This is a genomic window from Bradyrhizobium sp. ERR14 (assembly GCF_014198235.1).
Classification (GTDB): Bacteria; Pseudomonadota; Alphaproteobacteria; order Rhizobiales; family Xanthobacteraceae; genus Bradyrhizobium.
In genome coordinates this window covers 56,535-76,827 of the sequence record NZ_JACIHD010000003.1, presented here as the reverse complement: position 1 = coordinate 76,827, position 20,293 = coordinate 56,535, and the positions used below count along the sequence as shown (strand labels likewise).

Below are 20,293 nucleotides of genomic sequence, written 5' to 3'. Positions count from 1 at the left end.
CCGGGATCCCGGATCTTCGCTTCGCTCGTCCGGGACGACAGCTCATTTTGTCGCGCCACCCGCGATGCCAATTGGCACACGCCCATACTAACGACCAACTTGAAATGGATGGGCAGGCGCGGGGTTCTTCACTAGTATCCGCGCGATTTCAAAACAGAAAACTGCTGGGAGCTAACAGATGAAATCAGCACTTTTGGCCGCCGTCGCAACCTCTGCTCTGGTGCTGGCGGCGCCGGCCTCCGCGCAAGGCGTCAAGATCGGCATCCTCAACGACCAATCCGGCGTCTATGCCGATTACGGCGGCAAATGGTCGGTCGAGGCGGCCAGGATGGCGATCGAGGATTTTGGCGGCGAGGTGCTCGGCCAGAAGATCGAGCTCGTCACCGCCGACCACCAGAACAAGCCTGACCTCGCGAGCTCGATCGCGCGGCGCTGGTACGACGTCGAGAACGTCGACATGATCACGGAGCTGACGACCTCCTCGGTCGCGCTCGCGATCCACGAGCTCTCCAAGGAAAAGAAGAAGATCGACATCGTCGTCGGCGCGGCGACCTCGCGACTCACCGGCGATGCGTGCCAGCCCTACGGCTTCCACTGGGCTTACGACACCCGCGCGCTCGGCGTCGGCACCGGTGGTGCGCTGACCAAGGCCGGCGGCGACACCTGGTTCTTCCTCACCGCGGACTACGCCTTCGGCTACGCGCTGGAGAAGGACACCAGCGAGATCGTCACCGCCAATGGCGGCAAGGTGGTCGGCTCGGTGCGCGTGCCGCTCAACTCGTCGGACTTCTCCTCCTTCCTGCTGCAGGCGCAGAGCTCGAAGGCGAAGATCGTCGGTCTCGCCAATGCCGGCCTCGACACCACCAACTCGATCAAGCAGGCGTCCGAGTTCGGCATCGTCGCCAGCGGGCAGAAGCTTGCCGGCCTGCTGATGACGCTTGCCGAAGTGAACGGCCTCGGCCTGCAGGCCGCGCAAGGCCTGGTGCTGACCGAGGGCTATTACTGGGATCTCAATGACAAGACCCGCAATCTCGGCGAACGCTTCCTCAAACGCACCGGCCGGATGCCGAGCATGATCCACGCCGGCACCTACTCCGCGACGCTGAGCTATCTCAAGGCGGTCAAGGCCGCCGGCACCAAGGATCCGGAAGCCGTCGCCAAGAAGCTGAAGGAACTCCCGGTCAACGATGACTTCGCGCAGGGCGGCAAGGTGCTCGAGAACGGCCGCATGGTCCACGACATGTATCTGTTCGAGGTCAAGAAACCCTCGGAATCGAAGAAGCCCTGGGACTATTACAAGCTGCTCGCCACCGTCCCCGGCGACAAGGCCTTCTTCACGGCCAAGGAAAGCGGCTGCCCGCTGACGAAGTGACGGCTCTCGTGTCCCGGACGCGCTGCAGCGTAAAACGCTGCTGCGCAGAGCCGGGACCCACGCTCGTGCCACAAACTCTCTGTCGTCCCCGCGAACGCGGGGACCCATAACCCCAGGGGGAAGTTGTCGCGCGGGCTGATAACTTCGAGTCTTCGCCAAACCTCTCCCTGTGAGTATGGGTCCCGGATCAGCGCTCCGCTTCGCTACGCTTGTCCGGGACGACAGCGAAACGTGGGGCCGCAGATCATCCCTCACACCATCCGCAACACCACCGCTCCAAGCGCCCCCGCCCACAGCGCCATGGCGGCGAGCGCCTGGATCGCAAAGCCGGTGCCGCGCTTGGCTGCCGCCTTCGTATAGCCGATGAAGTAGACGACGCGGCCGATGATCCAGACCGCGCCGATCGCTGCCGCGATGCCGTCGCCGATATAGATCGCGAATAGCCAGAGCGCCGGCAGGACAATCGGCATCCATTCCAGCGTGTTCATCTGGATGCGGAAGGCGCGTTCGAAATCCGGATGGCCGGACATCGCCGGCACCTTGACGCCGGTCTTGGTGCGCGAGCGCGACACGTTGATGGCGGTGAAGAAATAAAACGCGATCGCCAGCAGCGTGACGAGGGCGGTGAAATGATACATCGCTGGTTCCTTCAAACAGACCGCGCTTCAATACCCGGTCAGCTCGAGATAGCCAACGCCGTCATGCGTCCCGGCAAAGCTGATCGGCCCCTCCCAATAGGAGAAGCCGGTCCCCATCCAGGCCCTGGGATTGAGCGGCTTGCAGTGGATCGAGAACGATCGCGACGGGATCGCGATCTGCCACTCCACCGGCAGCTTGCGTCCCGCAACCTCCGCCGTCGCCTTCGGGATCATCTGGATGTCGCCTCCCGCGATCATCTGCGTTTCGCCGGCAGCGCTGATCCAGTTGCCGAACGGATAGTCTTTGCCGTCCTTCTGTCGCAGCCGATACAGCATCAGCTTGTCGCCGGACGACAGATGCAGCGACAGCCAGTCCCAGCCGGTCTGGTCGGCGTCGAGCGGCTGGCTGCTCCATTCGCGGTCCATCCAGGCCTGGCCCGTCACGTCCACCGGTTTGTCGTCGATGGTGAGCGTGCCGCGGGCGCGGTAGAACGGCTGGCTGTAATAATAGGACGCCTGCCCACGCTCCGACTTGCGGCTGTAGCCGCGATCGCCTTGTAGGACAACCGGCCGGTCGGCCTCCAGCGTCAGGGCGTAGCTGAAATCGGTGCTGGACGCCTTCAGCGCCAGCGGCGCCAAAGTGCGATCGTCGGTGCGCTCAAAACCCTTCATCTCCCAATCATCGATCCAGGCATCGAACGGCTTTGCCGTGACGCCGGCCTGCCCCACGCCGCCGCGTGAAAAGACTTCGTTGAAGCGGTGGGTGTCGGCGCGCGTCACCGCGGCGTGCGCCATCCACACCTGCTGATTGGCCCAGCCTTCGCCTTGCGGGCCCGGCTGCGCCGCCTGACGGAACAGCGTCCATTGCAGGCCGCACGCCGCGCCGCTGCCGTCGACGAGGTTTGCCGTCAGATACCACCATTCGATACGAAACTCCGGATGCGGCCCGTGATCGCCAGGAAAAGCAAACAGCTTTCCCGGCGTCACCTTCCCAAAGCCATCCGCTTTCTCACCGAGCCCGGCATAGCCCTGCGCGCTGGCGCGGCGTGCGAGCACCAGCGCGGCGATGCCGCCGGCGAAGGCGCGGCGCGACATGCGATCAGCGCTCATTGGCAAACACCTTGACGAGATTTTCCGGCTGCATCCGCGCCAGCCGTACCACCGGCAACAGCGCCGCAAGCAGCGACGCGAGCAGCGCGACCGCGACCAGCTCAACCAGCTGCAGCGGGAATACGTGGAAAGGCAGCCGCCAGCCGAACGCCTTCACGTTCACGATCGCGATCAGGCACCACGCCACCAGGAGGCCGAGCGGCACGGCGAGCAGCGCCGTGAACAGCGCCACCGACAGCGTCTTGGTCAATTCGATCGCGGCCAGGCGCGGCCGGGTGATGCCGATCGCCCACAGTGGCGCGAGGTGCGGCAGGCGGGAGTTCGCCAGCGTGAGCAGGCTCGTGAACAGCGCGATCCCGGCGACACCGAGCGTGAACGCATTCAGCGCCGAGGTCACTGCAAAGGTGCGGTTGAAGATGCGGATCGATTCGGCCTTCACCGTCGCCTGGTCGGCCACACTGCGGTCGTCGAGTGCGAATTGCTTCTGCAAGGCCGCGATCAGGCCGGGAATGTTCTCCTTCGCGACGATCAGGCCGATCCGCGTCTGTGGCGTCTGCGGAAACTGCCGGATCAGCGCCGCGACGTTGACGGTGAGTTGCCCTCTGGGATTGCCGTAATCGGCATAGATGCCGACGATGTCGAGCTGCCATGTTCCGCTAGGTGCCGGCACCTCGACGACGTCGCCGATGCGGACGTTGAGGCGGCGGCTGAGCTGCTCGCTGATGAAGGCGGCATTGCCCGGCACGAGCCGGCTCCAGCCGCGCGGCGCGGCTTCCAGCAGCGGCCAGCGCTCGCGATAGAGCGCGTGGTCGGGCAGGCCGAGCAATTCCACCGGTTGGCCCTGAACCTGCGCCTCGGCACGGCCGCCCGACAGGATCGCCTGCACGTCGCTGCGCTCGCGCAGCCAGTTGCGGATGGCAACGCCTTGCGCATTGTCGGAGGCGCTGATGTAGACGTCGGCTGCGAGCCGTCCGTTCAGCCAGCCGAGGAAGGTGCGGCTGAAGGTTTCCACCATGGTGGACACCCCGACATTGACGGCGAGCGCGAGCAGCAGCGCCATCAGCGCGAGCGATAATCCGGAAAGCTGCTGCCGGCTGTCCGCCCAGAACCACAGCGCAAGCGGCTTTCTCGCGGCGCGCTGACCCGCGAGCAGGATGATCTCGAGCAGCGCCGGCAGGATCAGCGCCGCGCCGAACATCAGCGCCGCCAGCACGCCAAAGCCCGCGATCAGGGATTGCCCGTACTGAAGCAACAGCAGCGCGACCGCGAACACGGCGCAGGCCGCACAGCTCTGCAGGATCAGCCAGCGGCGCTGCCTCTGCTGCCAGGCGTGCGGCTGCGCGGTCGCCAGCACCGGCATCCTGATCGCCTTGATCAGGCTGGTCGCCGCCGCAACGAGCGCGCCCGCAATGCTGATGCCGATGCCGGCGAGCCACCATTCAGGCTGTAAGGTCAGATGCCCCGGGATCTGAGCGCCATAGAGCCCGCGCAGTGACGCCGCGACGTCGGGCAGCAGCACGGCCGCGATGAAATAGCCGCAGACGAGCCCGATCAGGCCGGCGATCAGCGCCAGCGCCACGAGCTCGATTACCAGCACGGTGTTGACCAGCCGCGCCGAGGCGCCGCAGGCGCGCAGCGTTCGCAGCATCGGCAGCCGCTGCTCGAAAGCGAGGCCGACGGCCGAGTTGACGATGAACAGGCCGACGAAGAACGACAACAGGCCGAACGCCGTGAGGTTGAGGTGAAAGCTGTCGGTGAGGCGTTCCAGCTCGGTCTCCGCGTTCGGCTCGACCAGCTGCAATCGGTCGCCGACCACGCTTGCCAGCGGCGCAGGCTTGCTCTTGGGCTTGCCGATCAGAAGCCGCGACAGCTGATCCGGCTTGTTCAGCAGACGCTGCGCCACGCCGATATCGACCACCAGCACGCCGGGCGCGAGCTGCGGCAGCACGCGCAGCGGCGGCAATTTCGCGCCGTTGCTGATCGGGGGCGCAGCACCCTCCGCTTCCTGCAAGTCGCTCAGCGTCTCCCGCGCCACCAATGTCTGGCCCGGCGGTGCAACAAAGCTGCCCAAATCCGCAGCGCCGAGACGCGGTGCATTGCCGATTTCGAGCGGCAGCGTCACCGGCTCGATCCCGAGCAGCCGCACCGAACGTCCGTTGATCTGGACCCGGCCCTCCAGCGCCGGCGACACCGGCCAGCCGGCGCGGCGGAGCTTGATGAACAGCTCCTGGGGAAATGTCGCGCTAGCAGGCGCGACCAGCATCGCGGTGCGGACGCCGCCGAACGTCGCGGCGGCGCGGTCATAGGCGTTGCGGGCCTGCTGGTTGATGGCCTGCACGCCGCTCCACAGCGCGGTCGCCGCGATCAGCCCGACCAGCAGCGTCGCGAACTGCATCTTGTGACGCCGCCAATGGCTGAGCAGCACCGCGAGCACCCAGAGCGCGCGTCTCATGCGATCCGCCCCGCATGCAGGGTGAGATGGCGGTCGAGCGTGCCGGCCAGATGCAGGCTATGGGTCACCATCAGGAAGCCGCAGCCGGTGCGCGCGACGAGGTCGCGCGTCAGCGCCAGCACGTTCTCGGCGGTGGCCTCATCGAGATTGCCGGTCGGCTCATCCGCCAGCAGTAGCGACGGCCTTGTCGCCAGCGCCCGGCCGATCGCGACCCGTTGCTGCTGGCCGCCGGACAATTGCTCGGGATAGCGCTTCAGGAGAGCGCCGAGCCCGAGCCGTTCGACCAGCTCCTTGGTCCAGGCTGCATCGTGACGGTCGGCGATCCGCGCCTGAAAGGCCAGATTGTCCGCGACCGACAGGCTCGGGATCAGGTTGAATTGCTGAAAAACCAGACCGATCCGGTCGCGCCGCAAGCTGGCGCGCCCTGCATCGGACAGCGCGGTGACCTCAATGTCCTCTAGCCGGATCGCGCCGCCATCGGCGGCATCGAGTCCCGCGATCAGGTGCAACAATGTGCTCTTGCCGCTGCCGGACTCACCCGTCAGCGCGACGCGTTCACCGGCCCTGAGGTCGAGATCGACGCCGCGCAGCACATGGACCGGCTCGCCGGCCGAGGAGAAGGTCTTGGAGAGATTCTTGATGCTCAACACGATGAATGGCGCCGGGCGGAATTAGCGGAATTGCTGCGTAGCACACTTGCTGCGGAAATGCCGGGTTGCGTTGGTCTCGAAGCCGTTGTTAGCTCCCAAGACAGCCAAATCAAAAAAGTGCCAAAAGACATCGACGGGGGAGAATCATGAGCGTTGAGGGAACGACGGAGGGAGCCGGCAAGGCGATCGGGACCAAGGGAACGCCAAAGGGTGCCTGGACCGTCACGTTTCTCCTCTTCCTCTTCATGGTCGTGAACTTCGCCGACAAGATCGTCGTCGGTCTCGCCGGCGTGCCGATCATGACCGATCTGAAGCTCACGCCGGAGCAGTTCGGCCTGCTCGGCTCCTCGTTCTTCTTCCTGTTCTCGATCGCCGCCATCGTGGTCGGCTTCATCGTCAACAAGGTGCCGACGCGCTGGGTGCTGCTCGTGCTCGCAGTGATCTGGGCGCTGGCGCAGTTTCCGATGGTTGGCACCGTCTCCTTCACCACGCTGCTGATTTGCCGCATCGTGCTGGGTGCCGGCGAAGGCCCGGCCTTCTCGGTCGCCGCGCACGCCATCTACAAATGGTTCCCCGACGAGAAGCGCACGCTGCCGACCGCGATCCTGTCGCAGGGCTCGGCCTTCGGCGTCATCCTCGCGGTGCCGGCGCTGAACTGGATCATCGTCAACCATTCCTGGCACTACGCCTTCGGCGCGCTCGGCGTCGTCGGCCTGATCTGGGTGTGTGCCTGGCTCGCGCTCGGCAAGGAAGGCCCGCTGGAGGACACGCAGGTCCTGGCCGCGACCGAGCAGAAGATCCCTTACTTGCAGCTTCTCACCTCTCGCACCTTCATCGGCTGTGTCGCGGCGACCTTCGGTGCTTATTGGGCGCTCTCGCTCGGCCTGACCTGGTTCACGCCGTTCATCGTCAAGGGGCTCGGCTTCTCGCAGAGCCAGGCCGGCTTCATCTCGATCCTGCCCTGGGTGTTCGGCGCCACCATCGTCATTCTCACCGGATGGATCTCGCAGGTGATGATGGCGCGCGGCTACAACACCCGCGTGGCGCGCGGCGTGCTCGGCTCGGTGCCGCTGGTGATCGGCGGGTTGATTCTGGCGACGATGCCGCACGTTCAGGGCGCGGGCCTCCAGATCGCGCTGCTCGTGGTCGGCTCTGGCCTGTGCGGGGCGATCTATGTGGTCTGCCCGCCGATGCTTGGCGAGTTCACGCCGACGTCGCAGCGCGGCGCGATCCTCGCGATCTACGGTGCGCTCTACACGCTGGCCGGCATCATCGCGCCGGCCGTGATGGGGGCGATGATCCAGCGTGCCGGCAGCACGGTCGATGGTTACATGGCCGGCTTCACCATCAACGCCGTGATCATGGTCGGCTCCGGCCTGCTCGGCCTGCTGCTGCTGTGGCCGAACTCGGAAAAGGCCAGGCTGACGCGCGGTGCCGCCCCGCAGCCAGCTGCGCTGAAGGGCGTGGTGTCGCCGACGTAAGGGGCTGCTCTCTTACCCTCCCCTGGAGGGGGAGGGTCGATCGCGCGAAGCGCGAGCGGGGTGGGGTGATCTCTCCGCTCGGGCTCCGTTGGTTGGGGAGAGACTGTCACTCCACCCCGTCTCACATTTCGCTGCGCTCCATGTGAGCCGACCTACGGGCGAGCTACGCTCGTCCCGGACCCCTCCAGGGGAGGGTAAGCAACAACGCCGCTAGCTCGCGAGCCCCTGCGCCCCACGAATCAACTTCCCCGGCCGCCTGCCCGTGGCCTCGCCGTGTCGCCGCGTCACCACGCCTGAGACGATCGTCGCCTCGTAGCCGTCGACGTCCTGCAACAGCCGCCGCCCGCCCACCGGCAGATCGTAGTGCACCTTCGGCGGATGCAAATGCAGGCGGTCATAGTCGATCACGTTGACGTCGGCCTTGTAGCCGGGCGCAATCAGGCCGCGATCGGTGAGGCCGACCGAGAGCGCGGTCTTGCGCGCCTGCGCCGCGACCACGAACGGGATCGACAGCTTCTCGCCGCGCGTGCGGTCGCGCGTCCAGTGCGTCAGCAGATAGGTCGGGAAGCTCGCATCGCAGATGATGCCGCAATGTGCGCCGCCGTCGGACAGGCCCGGCACCGATTGCGGGTCGATCAGCATCTCGCGCGTCGCGTCGAGATTGCCGTCGGCATAGTTGAGGAACGGCACGTAGAGCATGCCGCGGCCCTCGTCCGACAGCATCGCATCATAGGCGAGCTCTTCCGGCTGACGGCCCTGCTTGCGCGCCTGCGGCCCCAGCGCGTTCTCGGGCGGCTGCTCGTAATCGGGGGGATCGCCGAGCAGAAACATCTTGTCGTAGTTGGGCCGGAAGAACAGTGGATCGTCGGTGGCGGTTGCCGTCTCGCTCAGGATCGCCTTGCGCACATCGCCCTGATGCAGCCGCGCCAGCCGCTCCTTCAAGGGAAGATGCGCGATCGCCCTGTAGCTCGGATGGGTCTGGAACGGATTGCGCGACAGCTCGAGCCCGAGCAGCAGGCCGACCGGGCGCGCCGCGATCTGGGCGGTGATGGAGAGGCCGCGCTTCGCCGCTGCATTGATCTCGTCCAGCGTCTGGCGCCAGCGGTTCGGCGATCTGTCGTTCTGTGTGATCGAGAACGAGATCGGACACTTCGTCGTGTCGGCGACCCGCAGCATCATCGGCAAATCTTCGTGGATAGTGGAGAGATCGAGCACGAATTGCAGCACGCTGCGGCCCTGGCTGTGCATCGCACCTGCGATCGCGGTGAGCTCGTCCTCGCCGGCCTTCAGCGTCGGTGTGAAGTCGCCGGTCGAGGTGCGGTGGTTGAGCGTGCGCGAGGTCGAGAAGCCGAGCGCGCCGGAGCGAACCGCTTCGCCCGCGAGCTTCGCCATCGCGGCATTGTCCTCCGCGGTCGATGGATCGCGGCGCGCGCCGCGCTCGCCCATGACATAGACCCGCAGCGCCGCATGCGGCAGCTGCGCGCCGACATCGATGTCGAAATCGCGCTTGGAGAGCCAGTTCATGTAGTCCGGAAAGCTCTCCCACGCCCACGGAATGCCGGCGCTCAGGACAGGCTCGGGAATGTCCTCGACGCCTTCCATCAACTGGATCAGGCGGGTGTGGTCGGCGGGCTTGCACGGCGCAAAGCCGACGCCGCAATTGCCCATGATCGCGGTGGTGACGCCGTTCTGCGAGGACGGCGTGATGTCCTGGCTCCAGGTGACCTGACCGTCGTAATGGGTGTGCACGTCGACGAAACCCGGCGTCACCAGTTTTCCGCGTGCGTCGATTTCCTCGGCACCTTTGCCAGAGACCTTGCCGACCTCGCTGACCTTCCCGCCGGTGATGGCGACATCAGCCTCGAACAGCTCGCCGCCGCGACCATCCGCAACGGTGCCGCCGCGGATCACCAGATCAGGATTGCTCATGTGTTTCTTCCCGTTTTGTTTCTTGCTTCTTGTCGTCGTCCCAGACAAGCGCGCCCCCGGGACCCATAACCACGGGGAGATGTTTTGCGACGACTCGGAGTGACCACCTCGTGCCGCAACTTCTCCCTGTGGTTATGGGTCCCCGCGCCCCGTGCGCAATTGCGCACTAGGCGGGGACGACAGCTCAATTTGTGGCGATACCGGCGACTCAATTTGCCTTGGCCCGCTTCCGCTCCGTGAACGGCGACAGCGCCACCGTCGCGACCATGAAGATCACGGACGCGCCGAACACCCAGTGCGGTGCGCTCTGGTCCATGATCCAGCCGAACAGTAGCGGGCTGATAATGCCGCCGAGATTGAAGCCGGTGGAGACGATGCCGAAGGCGCGCCCCGCGGCGCCGGGAGGTGCTGCGTTGCGCACCAGCATGTCGCGCGAGGGGGCGATCACGCCGGAGAGGAAGCCTGCGAGCGTCATCGCGGCAGTCAGCGCCCAACCCGGCAGCGTCACGAGCGCGATCAGCAGCACGATTGCCGCGTTCACGGCAAAGCAGGCCGCGGCGACATAGCCGTGGCGTTCGGTGTGGTCGGCGAGAAAACCGCCGGCCAGCACGCCGGCGGCGCTGGCGCCAAGGAATGCCGTCAGCATGACGTTGGCGGCCGAATAGGACGTGCCATAGCCGCTCATCAGCGCGACAACGCCGAAATTGTTGATACCGGCGACCGAGAGGCTGAGCAGCATGAACAGCGCCGTCAGCACGATCAGCGCCGGCGTGATGACAGCCTGCTTCGGTGCGTTCTCCGTGCCCGGTTTCTTCTTGCTGGCGCCGGCGTCGGGAATGTTCATGACGAGCAGCAGCATCGCCACCGCAATGCCGATCGCACCCGAGGCGATCAGCGCGCCGACGCCGCCGGACAGGGTGACGAGTGCAGCCACGATCGCGGGCGCCACCGCGCCGCCGAGAAACCCGGCAAAGGTGTGGATCGAGAAGGCGCGGCCCATCCGTGCCTCGTCCATGTGCTCGGCCAGGATCGCGTAGTCGGCGGGGTGGTAGACGCTGTTGGCGAGGCCCAGCAGCACGGCGCAGGCGATCAGCGAGGCGTAGCTGAGGTGCAGACCAAGCAGGATCAGCGCGAAGCCGCCGAGCGTGAGGCCGGCCAGCAGGATTCGCCGCGCGCCAAAATGGTCGACGAGATAGCCGGTCGGCGCCTGCGTCAGTCCGGACACCACCGCGAACACGGTGAGCGCGAAGCCGAGCTCGATATAGCCGACGCCGAGCTGCGCCTTGAGGAAAGGGAACAGCATCGGCAGGACCAGCAGATGGAAATGGCTGACCCAATGCGCGATCGAGATTCCGGTCAGCGTGCGTAGCGCGCTGTCCGCCTTGCCTTGCTGCGGTGCGGCGAGAACGTCGACCATTGCAATTCCGGTTTCACTCCCTGGAAGGCGCGCAAACTATCGGGGAGAGCGGTTATTTGTCCATGAACGCAGGCGCATGGCAGGTAGTGCGGGTGGTAGAAGAGCGCGTTGAGGTGCCTCCACGCCGTCGTCCCTGCGAAAGCAGGGACCCCCATACCGCGTGATGTCTCGATTGTGATCGGTTGAAGTGCCGAACGACAATCTCCGCAAAACTCCTCCTTGTGGCTACGGGTCCCTGCGCCCCGTGCGCAATTGCGCACTAGGCAGGGACGACAGCGGAGTTTGGGGCCGCCCTCACAACGGGTCGTCATCCGGACCGTAGCGGTCGCGTTTGGGCGTCGCGATGTCGCCGTCCTCGTAGTCGTCGTCATCGAGAGGAGGCGGCGGTATCTTCACCTTGTCTTCCGCCCGCTTTTTGTCAGCGATTTTGGGCGGCTCGCTTGGCTTGCCGATCTTGGCCATGGCTGTTCCCGGATGGTGATGCTGCATCCGATCCTATACGGAACATATGTGTAGTTTCTGACCTATCGCAAGCAGGCCGTCAGTGCACCAGCGGCCCGCCCGCCTTCTTCCAGGCATCCACGCCGCCGGCGATATGGGCGGTGTTGGAAAGGCCGGCCGCCTTGGCGGCGGCCACCGCCATCGCCGAGCGCTCGCCGAAGGCGCAGAAGAACACGATGCGGCGGCCGGTGGCGGCCGCGACCTCGCGCAACATGCCGCCGGGCTTGAGGCTCTCCTCGACGGACGGATAGGGCGTATGCAGCGCGCCTTCGAGCATGCCGTGCTTCATCCGCTCGTTGGTCTCGCGCAGATCGACCAGCAGCATGTCGGGCCGGCCGAGAATGCGGATCGCCTCGACCGCGCTGAGCGCGCGGCCTTCCTTCTCCAGCTCCTCCTGATGCAGGCCGACATGCATGTTGGCGGGCACCGCCACGTCCATCATCTTCGGATTGGGCAGCTTCAGGTTGGCCATCAGCTCGATATATTCGTCGACCGAGCGCACCTGGAGCCGCGGGTTGTAGCGCTTCTCCTCGCCGATGGTGGAGACGGTGTCGCCCTTGTAGTCGTGCGCCGGGAATACCATCGTCTCGTCCGGCAGCTTGAGCAGGCGGTTGAAGATCGATTCGTATTGCGCGCGCGATGAGCCGTTCTGGAAATCGGTGCGGCCGGTGCCGCGGATCAGCAGCGTATCGCCGGTGAAGACGCGATCGCCCATCAGATAGGAATAGGAATCGTCGGTGTGGCCGGGCGTGTACATCACGTCGAGCGACAGGCCCTCGATCGTCACCTTGTCGCCGTCGGCGACCCGCATCGCCACCACGTCGGCCTTGGTCTGGTCGCCCATCACGGTCATGCAATGGGTGCGGTCGCGCAGCTCGCCGAGGCCGGTGACGTGGTCGGCATGCAGATGAGTGTCGACCGCCTTGACCAGCTTGAGGTCGAGCTCGCGCAGCAATTGGCAGTAGCGGTCGACTTTCTCAAGCACGGGATCGAGGATCAGCGCCTCGCCGCCGGGGCGGCTGGCGAGGACGTAACTGTAGGTGCCCGAAACGCTGTCGAAGAGCTGGCGGAAGATCATGGCGGGAAAGTCCGGCGGTGGAACTGGTTTCGAGGATTCTACTACGTTCCGGGCCGGAAAGAGAAGTAATTCACTGGGCGGATCGCAAGTTTTGGAAGATTTTTGCTTTGCAGGATCGAATCTCCGATTGAACGCGATGGCCGTCCCACAAGTTCAGTGTCGTCCCTGCGAACGCAGGGACCCATAACCCCAGGGTGGAGTTTGGCGAAGACCAGCCGTTCGGTGCGCCTGCCGCCGCGATCGAGAGATCACGCGGTATGGGTCCCTGCGTTCGCAGGGACGACAGCTGAGTGCGACGCGGGAGCGCAGCGCCCCCTCAGGGGCCTCACCACCGTATATCCATTCTCCGCCAGGAACAGGATCTGCCCGACGCCCACCTGCACCGGGGTCGCGGCCTGGATGAACTCCGGCCGCTTGCCGGTCTCGCGCTCGATCGTATCCACCGTGTTGAGGCAGATGTCGAAGCGCACGCCTTGCGCGATCAGGCTTTCGACCTGCTTGCGACGCTCGCTGCTGGACAACAGGAGATCGATGCCGGGGCCGAACGCCACCACTTCGATCGCGATCTTGTCGGGGTCGTACGCCTTCAGGAGATTATTGGCGACGCTGAGCACCAGCGCCTGCTTCTTCGCATCACCGTCGGAAAGCTGCAGCACGATCTTGTGCTCGGCGAACGGCTTGTCCTGAAGCGGCACCTGCTGTGCCGAGGCCGTTGGGATCGCGACCCGGACCAGCAGCGCCAGCATCAGCGCGCAAAAGATCGGACCCCGAATCATCCCTGTCCCCCAATGCCTGGATTGTCCTCGACGCCCTTCAGCGTGACACCGGGGCCAAGCCGCTTCTCGTCGGCTTATCAGGGTGGACCGGACGTCAGCGGACGGCCGGTGGCGATGGGTCGGGCTTGAAAAACGCTGTCAGCGGCGGCAGTCTCGGCCTGATTGAGGCTTCGATCTGACGAATCTCGGCTTATGCCGATCGATGCGAGGATCGACGATGAAGCAGCGGCCGATAGTGTGGCTTGCCGTTGTCGCGGGCGTGGTCCTGGTGCTTGCTGTCGCCTGGGCCGCCATCCTCTGGACGCGCCCAGAGCCTATTCGCATCGCGTTCGCCAATTCGCTCTCTGGCCCGTCCGCCCCGATCGGGGCGGAAAGCCTGGTCGCTACGCAGCTTGCAATCGACGAGGTGAACGCCAAGGGCGGTGTCAACGGACGGCTGATTGAGCTCGTTCTGTTCGACGACGCAAGCAATCCAGCTGTGGCGCGCGCGAATGCGCAGGCGATTGCCGACAGCCCGTGCGTCGCTGTGCTCGGACATTATCTTAGTTCCGCGTCGCTCGCGGCGGCGCCGATATACAAGGATGCGCGGATACCGGCACTCACGGGAAGCTCGGCTGCCGACGATCTGACAAACAACAGTGAATATTATTTTCGTGCGCTGTCGCCGGTCTCCGTGCAGGCGCGCTCGATCGCGGAATATCTGCGCGCCGTGATGAGGGAGCCAAAAGTCCGTCTCGTTCACACGCGCGATTCCTACGGCAAGAGTTTTGAGCATGGATTTGCGACGGCCTATCCGGCGGAGCAGTTGCGTGTGTTCGGACTGGACGTCGCAGCCGGTCAGATCGGATCGACGGATGAGGCGCTGGACGCTGCCGCGCAGGAGCCCGGGCCCGGTGTTATTGTCGTCGGCGCGGCAACCGATTTTAGCGCAGACATCGTCAAGGCGCTCCGCCGCCGCGGCATCAAGGGAATGATCATTGCATCCCAAGCCGCGGCCCGCGAAAGCTATTTGCAGAATTTCGTCAATGAGCCCGAGGAAAAAGCGCAGCCGGGTTTCTTCAGCGAGAATCTGTATGCTGCTTCCTCGCTGATGTTCGACAGTGCCGGCGTGGCAGCGCAGGTCTTTGCCGCCGACTACAAAGCGAAAGCGGGAACCTTGCCAAGCTGGGTTGCCGGCGGCTCGTATGACGCTGCGCGCCTGATGATCGATGCGCTAAAACGAGCTGCCGTACATCCCCGGTTTATGGGGCAGGGAATTCAGAAACGATCCGACAGCAAGGTCGCAGATCGCGACCGTGTGCGCGTCGCGCTCGCCGCGATCGGCGATCCGAAATCGGCGGTCGTCGGGCTGACTGGGCGGCTCTATTTCAACGCGAACCGCGACATTCCGCGCCCGATTCGACTGGGTTTCTTCCGTTACGGTTTGTTCGTCACTGCGCCGCTGCAACTCGTGCGCATCGATCAGCCCAAAGGAATCGATCTCGCCGCGGAACGAGAGAAGGGCCATGTCGTCACGTTCGGCGACCGACACTACTGGATTCAGCGCGTCGTTTATACCGGCATCGACATCATTCGCGTCAGCCGGGTCGACGTGAAGCAAAATTCGTTCAACGTCGACTTCTATCTCTGGATGCGGTTCGCCGGGGACGATGAGGCGCAGACGCACGTCGAATTCCCGGCCTTGCTGGATCGCGGGGCGTTCGATCCGGCTCGGCCGATTCAGATTGGACAGGAAGACGGCCTGAGCTATCGGCTCTATCGAATCAACGGCGATTTCAAAGCCCGTTTCGATCTCCATGATTATCCGTTCGACACGCAGGAATTGCGTCTACGTTTCCAGAGCACGGAGCAGCGGCGGGAACTCATCACCTATGTCATCGATCGGTTCGGCTTGCGCCTCGCCGGCGACGGAAGCTCGCGGGCCGAGGATGGGGCCTATTCCGGACTTCAGCTCTGGCGATTTCTCGGACTGAACTATTTCGTCGAATCTCAGTCCAGCGGATCGACGCTTGGAAAGGCGTCCTCGTTTGGTGCCGAGGCAATGACGGAATTCGCAGGCTTCGATGCGACCATCATGCTGCGCCGCAGCTCCGCCATCTACATGCTGAAGAACCTGTTGCCGCTGTTTCTGCTCGTGCTCGTCGTGTTCGCGACGCTGTTCTTTCCCGAAACCATGTTTCGTGAACGCGTGACGATTCCAGTGACCTCGATCCTGGCGAGCGCGGTGCTGCTCGTGACGGTCGCCAGTCAGGTCGGCGATGTCGGATATACGGTGGTCGTCGAAGAGATGTTCTACATTTTCTTCATACTATGCCTGATGACGATATTGGCGGGCTACAAACATGAAAAACTTCGAGACGCCGGCCGAAAGCGCGCCGCTATTGTTTTGGATCACGCAGCGCGGATCATTTATGCCGGGACGGTACTCGCTGTAATCGTCGTGCTCTACCGGCGTTATGCCGTGTGAGGCAAGCGTGGATACCTCGCTGGTCCGCCACACCTTCTTGAAATTCGCAGCATGAGTCCGGATCTGGCCCTTGGCCGACATGACCAAGCGCGCCTCCTTTGTCCGTTTCCGATGGTCATGCGGACGTCATCCGCCGGGCGGATTGGGTACACGCGTGTTCGGCGGGAGCGCCGCCCCCTACGGCCGCACCACCGTATACCCGTTCTCCGCCAGGAACAGGATCTGCCCCACGCCCACCTGCACCGGCGTCGCCGCCTGGATGAACTCCGGCCGCTTGCCCGTCTCGCGCTCGATCGTATCCACCGTGTTGAGACAGATGTCGAAGCGCACGCCCTGCGCGATCAGGCTCTCGACCTGCTTGCGGCGCTCGCTGCCGGACAGCAGGAGATCGATGCCGGGACCGAACGCGACGACCTCGATCGCGATCTTGTCGGGGTCGTACGCCTTCAGAAGATTGTTGGCGACGCTGAGCACCAGCGCCTGCTTCTTCGCATCACCGTCGGAAAGCTGCAGCACGATCCTGTGCTCTGCGAACGGCTTGTCCTGAAGCGGCACCTGCTGCGCCAAGGCTGGCAGGATCGCGGCCTGGACCAGCAGCGTCAGTAGCATCGCGCGAAACATTTGCGCCCGCATCATCCTTGTCCCGCAATGCCCGGATTGTCCTCGACGCCCTTCAGCGTCACGCCGGAGCCGAGCCGCTCCTGGAACATCCGGCCCGAGCGCAGATATTTGCCGACGACGTCCCACACCGGCGCGCCTTGCTGGCCATTGACCGAAGCCCAGCCCGCGACCTTGTAGCGATGGCTGGCGCTGAGTGCCTTGCCGCCATGGAGCTTCAATTCGGAGATGCGGCCGCCGATCGCGGCGGTCGGCGTGCAGGTGTAGCTGAGCCCGCCGGCGCGCACCATGTCGCCGCCCTGCTGATAATAGGGATCGGCGTTGAAGAGATTGTCGCAGACGTCTTCCAGCACGTCCTTGATCTGGGCGCCCGTCATCTCCTGCACATAGGTCTCGGGATAGGTGATCGCCGTCTCCGTGAGCAGATCCTCCATGGTCAGCGCCTGGCCCGACAGCGCGGTGACGCCCCAGCGGAACCCCGGCGACAGCGCGATCTCGGCATCGAGCTCCGTGCGCAGCGCCGTGCAGATCAGCTCGTCGACGGGCCCGGAGAAATTGCCGCGCCGATAGAGCAGGCGGTCAGGCGTTGCGATCTTTGCCGACCAGTCGGTCACGTGCGGCGCGCGCAGCCGGCCGATCAGCTCGGCCATTCCGGGGTCGGGCTTCAGCAGTTCGGAATAAACAGGCAGCAGATGATAATGAATGTCGCTGACCTTGCCCTTGTCGATCGCGAGATCGAGCACGGCGAGGAATTTTCCGTTGGAGCCGGCATTGGTGACGAGCGTGGTGCCGCCGGCGTTCTTCACGGCGATCGGCTGCGGTACGGCGTCATGGGTATGGCCGCCGAGAATGACGTCGATGCCCGTGACGCGGCTTGCGAGCTTGAGGTCGACATCCATGCCGTTGTGCGACAGCAGGATGACGGCGTCGACCTTGTCGGTGCCGCGCAAGGCATCGACATGCTTCTGCAACTCCTCCTCGCGGATGCCGAAGGTCCAGTCCGGCGTGAACCGCTTGGGGTGCGCGATCGGCACGTAAGGGAAGGCCTGGCCGACGATCGCGACCCGGTGACCGCCGATCTCCTTGATGATAGACGGCTTGAACACGCGTCCCGTGGCCTTGTCGAATGCGGGGGCATCGTTGAACGCGGCTTCCTCGGTCAGGAACACGTTCTGCGCCAGGAACTCGCCCTTGAAGCGCTCGAGATTGTCGCGCAGCGTCTGCTCGCCATAGGTGAATTCCCAGTGCCCGGTCATCGCTTCGATGCCGAGCAGATTGGCGACCTCGACCATGTCGCGGCCCTGCATGACGTTGGCGAGCCCGGTGCCCTGCCAGAGATCGCCGCCGTCGACCAGCAACGAACGCTTCTCGCCGACATCGCCACGCAAGCGATCGACCAGCGTCTTCAGATGGGCAAAGCCGCCGAGCTTGCCGAAGCGGCCTGCCGACTTCTCGAACTCGACGCAGGTGAAGGCATAGGCATCGGCGCTGTCGGGACGGATGCCGAAACGATCGAGGAAGGCGCGGCCGACCAGATGCGGTGGCCGCCCGGCCATCTCACCGACGCCGATATTGATGCTGGGCTCGCGGAAATAAACCGGGTTGAGCTGCGCATGCGTGTCGGTGATGTGCAGGATGCGCGCGTTGCCGAAGCGCTCGAGGTCGTAAATGCTCGCGGACTCAGTGCCCCGCGCAAGCCGCGGCAGACTGAGCGATGCAGCGGCAAGGCCTGCGCTCTTCAGGAAATCGCGGCGGCGGATCGCCATACCAAAATTCTCCGCGCCCTCAATGTCGCAAGACTGTTCCAGTTAAGGCCAGTCTAGCGGATTTCCATCGCCTTCCAGGCTTCTTTTTCGGACGTCGCCTGGAAGATCGACGCCTTTGCCAGCGCCTCGGCCTCCCTGGCTGCGGCGGTGGCGCGGTCGAAATCGCCGCCATCCGCCGCTTTCTTGGCCGCGGCCAGCGTCGAGACGGTCACGGTCCACTGGTTACGCAAGCCGGCAGCCTCCTTCGAGGCGGTTTCGGCGGCGGCGTAGGCCGCCTTGTAATCCGCTTCATTTGCCGCGCGCGCCGCGGTCGCGAGGCCGAACGCCAGCAGCATGGCGAGGGGAAGTGACCACTTCATGGCCGCGCTCCCGGGCCAGATATCGGCAGGCCATTGGCGACGTAGGACAGGAAATATTCGACGTCGCGATATTCGTCCGATTGCGGCTCCAGCGGAACCGCGCGGGTCTGGCTGTTGCAGGTGACGAAGCGGCGGCTGGTGGTGCCCATGCCGCTCCATTCGGAGCGGTAGATCGGCATCGCGTTCAGGATGCCGAGCGCCGGCGCCAGGACCTCGGCGCGGATGCGCTCGCCCGGGCTCTGCACATGGCAGCTGGCGCAGGAGAAATTCATCTGGCCGCGTCGCGTGTAGAAATAGCGCTTGCCGTTCTCGAATGCCGCGAGCGCACGGGGATCATCGGGAATCTTGATGTCCATCGGCTTGCCGCGCGAGGTGAAGGCCATGTAGGCGGTGAGCGAGGCCATCTCGTCCTTGACGTAGGAGTAGGGCGCCTCGCCATTGGCCTCGCGGCAGCGGTTGAGCGCGAGCTCCAGCGTGACGACCTTGCCTTCCTTCTCGTCGAAGTAGGGATAGTTCTGGCGGATGCCGACGCCCCCGTTGGGGAAGCAATCGGCATAGGTCTTGCCGTTCTTGAACGGGGTGGCGAACATCTCCTTGCCGGCGTCGAGCGCGAACTCGTAAGGCGGGAATTCTTCCTTCTCCTGCCACTGCCGCTTCATGTCCGCGTTCATGGAATACGGACCGTTGACGAAGTCCTCGTGCTTTACGTCGGGAAACTTCTGGAAGAAGAAGTTCTGGAACGCCTTGGCGTCGGCAACGGGATCGACCTTGTCGGCCGCGACGACGCGCGGAGAGGTGAGGGCGAACGCAACGAGTGCGGCGCTGAGCGAGCCAAGCAGCCCTGCAGACCGGGTCTTCATCACGCGATCTTCGCGGTGGTCGTATCCGACGCACCCTTGTTGTCGGTCCAGGAGATCTTGAGGTCGTCGCCCTTCTTGGCGCCCTTGAAGCTGAACTTCACATAGGGATCCTTGGAGACCGCAGTGCCCCAATCGGCGACGAAGACGTCCTTGCCGTTACATTCGAATTTCAGCTGCTGGATGTAGTGCGCGGGGATCAGCTCCCCCTTGGGATCCTTGACCAGGCCGGTATCCATGGGGTGCTGGATCAGCGCCTGCACCTCGGTGACGTCGCCGTTGGATGTTGCGCGCACGCGAATGCTTGATGCCATCGGACCGATCCTCCTAGCCGCCGCAGCCGCCGACGGTGACCTTCACTTCCTTGGTCGCGCTGTAGAGCTTGCCGTCAGCCTCGACGATGGCGACCAGTTTGGTGGTCTTGGCCATTTTCAGCCGGTTGGCGACGTGCGGAATGGTGCCGTCGGCGACCTTGTAGGACGCTGCGAGCGCGTACGGGTTCTCGGTCACGAGGAACGAGATCGAGGTCACTTTGTCGAGCGTCGTCGTCACCGAGACCGGCACCACGCCGCCGTTCTCGGCGATCTCGGGCGCATCCAGCTTGACCTTGTCGGAGGGCTCGGCGGTCTTGCCATAGAGCGCCTTGATCGCGTCGGCCTCGTTCTTCTGCTTGAAGGCCTCTTCCGGATATTTGTCGTTGGCCGCGGCGCGCGCGGGCGTGGCCGCGAACGGCAGATTGCCAAGGCCGAGCAGTGCAACAGAGGCCGCGCCCTGAAGGATCAGGCGCCTTGTCGCAAGCGGGCCGGTGGTCGTGGTCATTTC

Annotated in this window: 18 protein-coding genes; 3 read left to right on the top strand and 15 right to left on the bottom strand. The window is 64.6% G+C overall.

Annotation, left to right across the window (positions count from 1 at the left end):
* Window positions 1-178: 178 nt before the first annotated feature.
* On the top strand, window positions 179-1,372 hold the full coding sequence (locus GGD62_RS10260; RefSeq protein WP_179733004.1) for an ABC transporter substrate-binding protein: 1,194 nt from the start codon (window positions 179-181) through the stop codon (window positions 1,370-1,372).
* 251 nt (window positions 1,373-1,623) lie between these two features.
* Here the strand turns inward: GGD62_RS10260 and GGD62_RS10255 are convergent, their stop codons facing one another.
* The 4 genes from GGD62_RS10255 to GGD62_RS10240 are packed head-to-tail and all read right to left on the bottom strand — an operon-like array spanning window position 1,624 to window position 6,222.
* The gene (locus GGD62_RS10255) at window positions 1,624-2,010 is read right to left on the bottom strand and encodes an MAPEG family protein (protein WP_018316810.1); all 387 of its coding nucleotides are present in this window, start codon (window positions 2,008-2,010) and stop codon (window positions 1,624-1,626) included.
* A 27-nt stretch (window positions 2,011-2,037) separates the two neighbouring features.
* Window positions 2,038-3,120 (bottom strand): lipocalin-like domain-containing protein, encoded by a 1,083-nt coding sequence (locus GGD62_RS10250; RefSeq protein WP_183708322.1) that lies wholly within the window; start codon window positions 3,118-3,120, stop codon window positions 2,038-2,040.
* Window positions 3,110-5,572, bottom strand: coding sequence for an FtsX-like permease family protein (locus GGD62_RS10245; protein WP_183708320.1), 2,463 nt, complete (start codon window positions 5,570-5,572; stop codon window positions 3,110-3,112). Before GGD62_RS10245 ends, GGD62_RS10250 begins: the two co-directional genes overlap by 11 nt.
* On the bottom strand, window positions 5,569-6,222 hold the full coding sequence (locus tag GGD62_RS10240) for an ABC transporter ATP-binding protein (protein WP_183262225.1): 654 nt from the start codon (window positions 6,220-6,222) through the stop codon (window positions 5,569-5,571). Before GGD62_RS10240 ends, GGD62_RS10245 begins: the two co-directional genes overlap by 4 nt.
* 146 nt (window positions 6,223-6,368) lie before the next feature.
* On the opposite strand from GGD62_RS10240, the gene GGD62_RS10235 reads away from it, so the two are divergent.
* Window positions 6,369-7,703 carry an MFS transporter gene (locus GGD62_RS10235; protein ID WP_183708318.1) on the top strand — a complete coding sequence of 445 codons (1,335 nt, stop codon included), beginning with the start codon at window positions 6,369-6,371 and terminating at the stop codon, window positions 7,701-7,703.
* Window positions 7,704-7,913: 210 nt separating this feature from the next.
* Here the strand turns inward: GGD62_RS10235 and GGD62_RS10230 are convergent, their stop codons facing one another.
* The 5 genes from GGD62_RS10230 to GGD62_RS10210 form a co-directional block, all read right to left on the bottom strand.
* Entirely contained in the window at window positions 7,914-9,632 is a 1,719-nt protein-coding gene (locus GGD62_RS10230; protein ID WP_183708316.1) for an amidohydrolase family protein, read from the bottom strand.
* 208 nt (window positions 9,633-9,840) lie between these two features.
* On the bottom strand, window positions 9,841-11,049 hold the full coding sequence (locus GGD62_RS10225) for an MFS transporter (RefSeq protein ID WP_092251639.1): 1,209 nt from the start codon (window positions 11,047-11,049) through the stop codon (window positions 9,841-9,843).
* Between the two features lie 294 nt (window positions 11,050-11,343).
* On the bottom strand, window positions 11,344-11,511 hold the full coding sequence (locus GGD62_RS10220; RefSeq protein WP_018316817.1) for a hypothetical protein: 168 nt from the start codon (window positions 11,509-11,511) through the stop codon (window positions 11,344-11,346).
* A gap of 79 nt (window positions 11,512-11,590) precedes the next feature.
* Window positions 11,591-12,628, bottom strand: coding sequence for an MBL fold metallo-hydrolase (locus GGD62_RS10215; protein ID WP_018316818.1), 1,038 nt, complete (start codon window positions 12,626-12,628; stop codon window positions 11,591-11,593).
* Window positions 12,629-12,876: 248 nt separating this feature from the next.
* Window positions 12,877-13,404 carry a hypothetical protein gene (locus GGD62_RS10210; RefSeq protein ID WP_409333939.1) on the bottom strand — a complete coding sequence of 176 codons (528 nt, stop codon included), beginning with the start codon at window positions 13,402-13,404 and terminating at the stop codon, window positions 12,877-12,879.
* Window positions 13,405-13,621: 217 nt separating this feature from the next.
* Here GGD62_RS10210 and GGD62_RS10205 point away from each other — a divergent pair, with 217 nt between their 5' ends.
* Window positions 13,622-15,871, top strand: coding sequence for an ABC transporter substrate-binding protein (locus tag GGD62_RS10205; RefSeq protein WP_183708314.1), 2,250 nt, complete (start codon window positions 13,622-13,624; stop codon window positions 15,869-15,871).
* Between the two features lie 177 nt (window positions 15,872-16,048).
* On the opposite strand, the gene GGD62_RS10200 is transcribed toward GGD62_RS10205, so the two are convergent.
* Genes GGD62_RS10200 through soxY form a run of 6 tightly spaced genes read right to left on the bottom strand, consistent with a single transcriptional unit; the run spans window position 16,049 to window position 20,290 of the window.
* Window positions 16,049-16,507, bottom strand: a complete 459-nt coding sequence (locus tag GGD62_RS10200; protein ID WP_018316821.1) for a hypothetical protein — start codon at window positions 16,505-16,507, stop codon at window positions 16,049-16,051.
* Window positions 16,504-18,255, bottom strand: a complete 1,752-nt coding sequence (gene soxB, locus GGD62_RS10195) for a thiosulfohydrolase SoxB (protein ID WP_183708312.1) — start codon at window positions 18,253-18,255, stop codon at window positions 16,504-16,506. The genes GGD62_RS10200 and soxB overlap by 4 nt, the downstream gene beginning before the upstream one ends.
* Before the next feature lie 53 nt (window positions 18,256-18,308).
* Window positions 18,309-18,614, bottom strand: a complete 306-nt coding sequence (locus tag GGD62_RS10190) for a hypothetical protein (RefSeq protein WP_183708310.1) — start codon at window positions 18,612-18,614, stop codon at window positions 18,309-18,311.
* A complete protein-coding gene (gene soxA / locus GGD62_RS10185) occupies window positions 18,611-19,474 on the bottom strand; it encodes a sulfur oxidation c-type cytochrome SoxA (RefSeq protein WP_183708308.1) in 864 nt (287 codons plus the stop codon). Before soxA ends, GGD62_RS10190 begins: the two co-directional genes overlap by 4 nt.
* Entirely contained in the window at window positions 19,474-19,785 is a 312-nt protein-coding gene (gene soxZ, locus GGD62_RS10180) for a thiosulfate oxidation carrier complex protein SoxZ (protein ID WP_179740109.1), read from the bottom strand. The genes soxA and soxZ overlap by 1 nt, the downstream gene beginning before the upstream one ends.
* A gap of 13 nt (window positions 19,786-19,798) precedes the next feature.
* Window positions 19,799-20,290, bottom strand: coding sequence for a thiosulfate oxidation carrier protein SoxY (gene soxY / locus GGD62_RS10175; protein WP_183708306.1), 492 nt, complete (start codon window positions 20,288-20,290; stop codon window positions 19,799-19,801).
* Window positions 20,291-20,293 lie beyond the last annotated feature (3 nt).

What these genes read in the sequence shown, in the direction of transcription:
- GGD62_RS10255 (WP_018316810.1), bottom strand. Translation starts at nt 2,010, where the DNA reads ATGTATCATTTCACCGCCCTCGTCACGCTGCTGGCGATCGCGTTTTAT.
- soxA (WP_183708308.1), bottom strand. Translation starts at nt 19,474, where the DNA reads ATGAAGACCCGGTCTGCAGGGCTGCTTGGCTCGCTCAGCGCCGCACTC.
- GGD62_RS10210 (WP_409333939.1), bottom strand. Translation starts at nt 13,404, where the DNA reads ATGATTCGGGGTCCGATCTTTTGCGCGCTGATGCTGGCGCTGCTGGTC.
- soxY (WP_183708306.1), bottom strand. Translation starts at nt 20,290, where the DNA reads ATGACCACGACCACCGGCCCGCTTGCGACAAGGCGCCTGATCCTTCAG.
- soxB (WP_183708312.1), bottom strand. Translation starts at nt 18,255, where the DNA reads ATGGCGATCCGCCGCCGCGATTTCCTGAAGAGCGCAGGCCTTGCCGCT.
- GGD62_RS10205 (WP_183708314.1), top strand. Translation starts at nt 13,622, where the DNA reads ATGAAGCAGCGGCCGATAGTGTGGCTTGCCGTTGTCGCGGGCGTGGTC.
- GGD62_RS10215 (WP_018316818.1), bottom strand. Translation starts at nt 12,628, where the DNA reads ATGATCTTCCGCCAGCTCTTCGACAGCGTTTCGGGCACCTACAGTTAC.
- GGD62_RS10245 (WP_183708320.1), bottom strand. Translation starts at nt 5,572, where the DNA reads ATGAGACGCGCGCTCTGGGTGCTCGCGGTGCTGCTCAGCCATTGGCGG.
- GGD62_RS10260 (WP_179733004.1), top strand. Translation starts at nt 179, where the DNA reads ATGAAATCAGCACTTTTGGCCGCCGTCGCAACCTCTGCTCTGGTGCTG.
- GGD62_RS10220 (WP_018316817.1), bottom strand. Translation starts at nt 11,511, where the DNA reads ATGGCCAAGATCGGCAAGCCAAGCGAGCCGCCCAAAATCGCTGACAAA.
- GGD62_RS10230 (WP_183708316.1), bottom strand. Translation starts at nt 9,632, where the DNA reads ATGAGCAATCCTGATCTGGTGATCCGCGGCGGCACCGTTGCGGATGGT.
- GGD62_RS10225 (WP_092251639.1), bottom strand. Translation starts at nt 11,049, where the DNA reads ATGGTCGACGTTCTCGCCGCACCGCAGCAAGGCAAGGCGGACAGCGCG.
- soxZ (WP_179740109.1), bottom strand. Translation starts at nt 19,785, where the DNA reads ATGGCATCAAGCATTCGCGTGCGCGCAACATCCAACGGCGACGTCACC.
- GGD62_RS10250 (WP_183708322.1), bottom strand. Translation starts at nt 3,120, where the DNA reads ATGAGCGCTGATCGCATGTCGCGCCGCGCCTTCGCCGGCGGCATCGCC.
- GGD62_RS10190 (WP_183708310.1), bottom strand. Translation starts at nt 18,614, where the DNA reads ATGAAGTGGTCACTTCCCCTCGCCATGCTGCTGGCGTTCGGCCTCGCG.
- GGD62_RS10200 (WP_018316821.1), bottom strand. Translation starts at nt 16,507, where the DNA reads ATGATGCGGGCGCAAATGTTTCGCGCGATGCTACTGACGCTGCTGGTC.
- GGD62_RS10235 (WP_183708318.1), top strand. Translation starts at nt 6,369, where the DNA reads ATGAGCGTTGAGGGAACGACGGAGGGAGCCGGCAAGGCGATCGGGACC.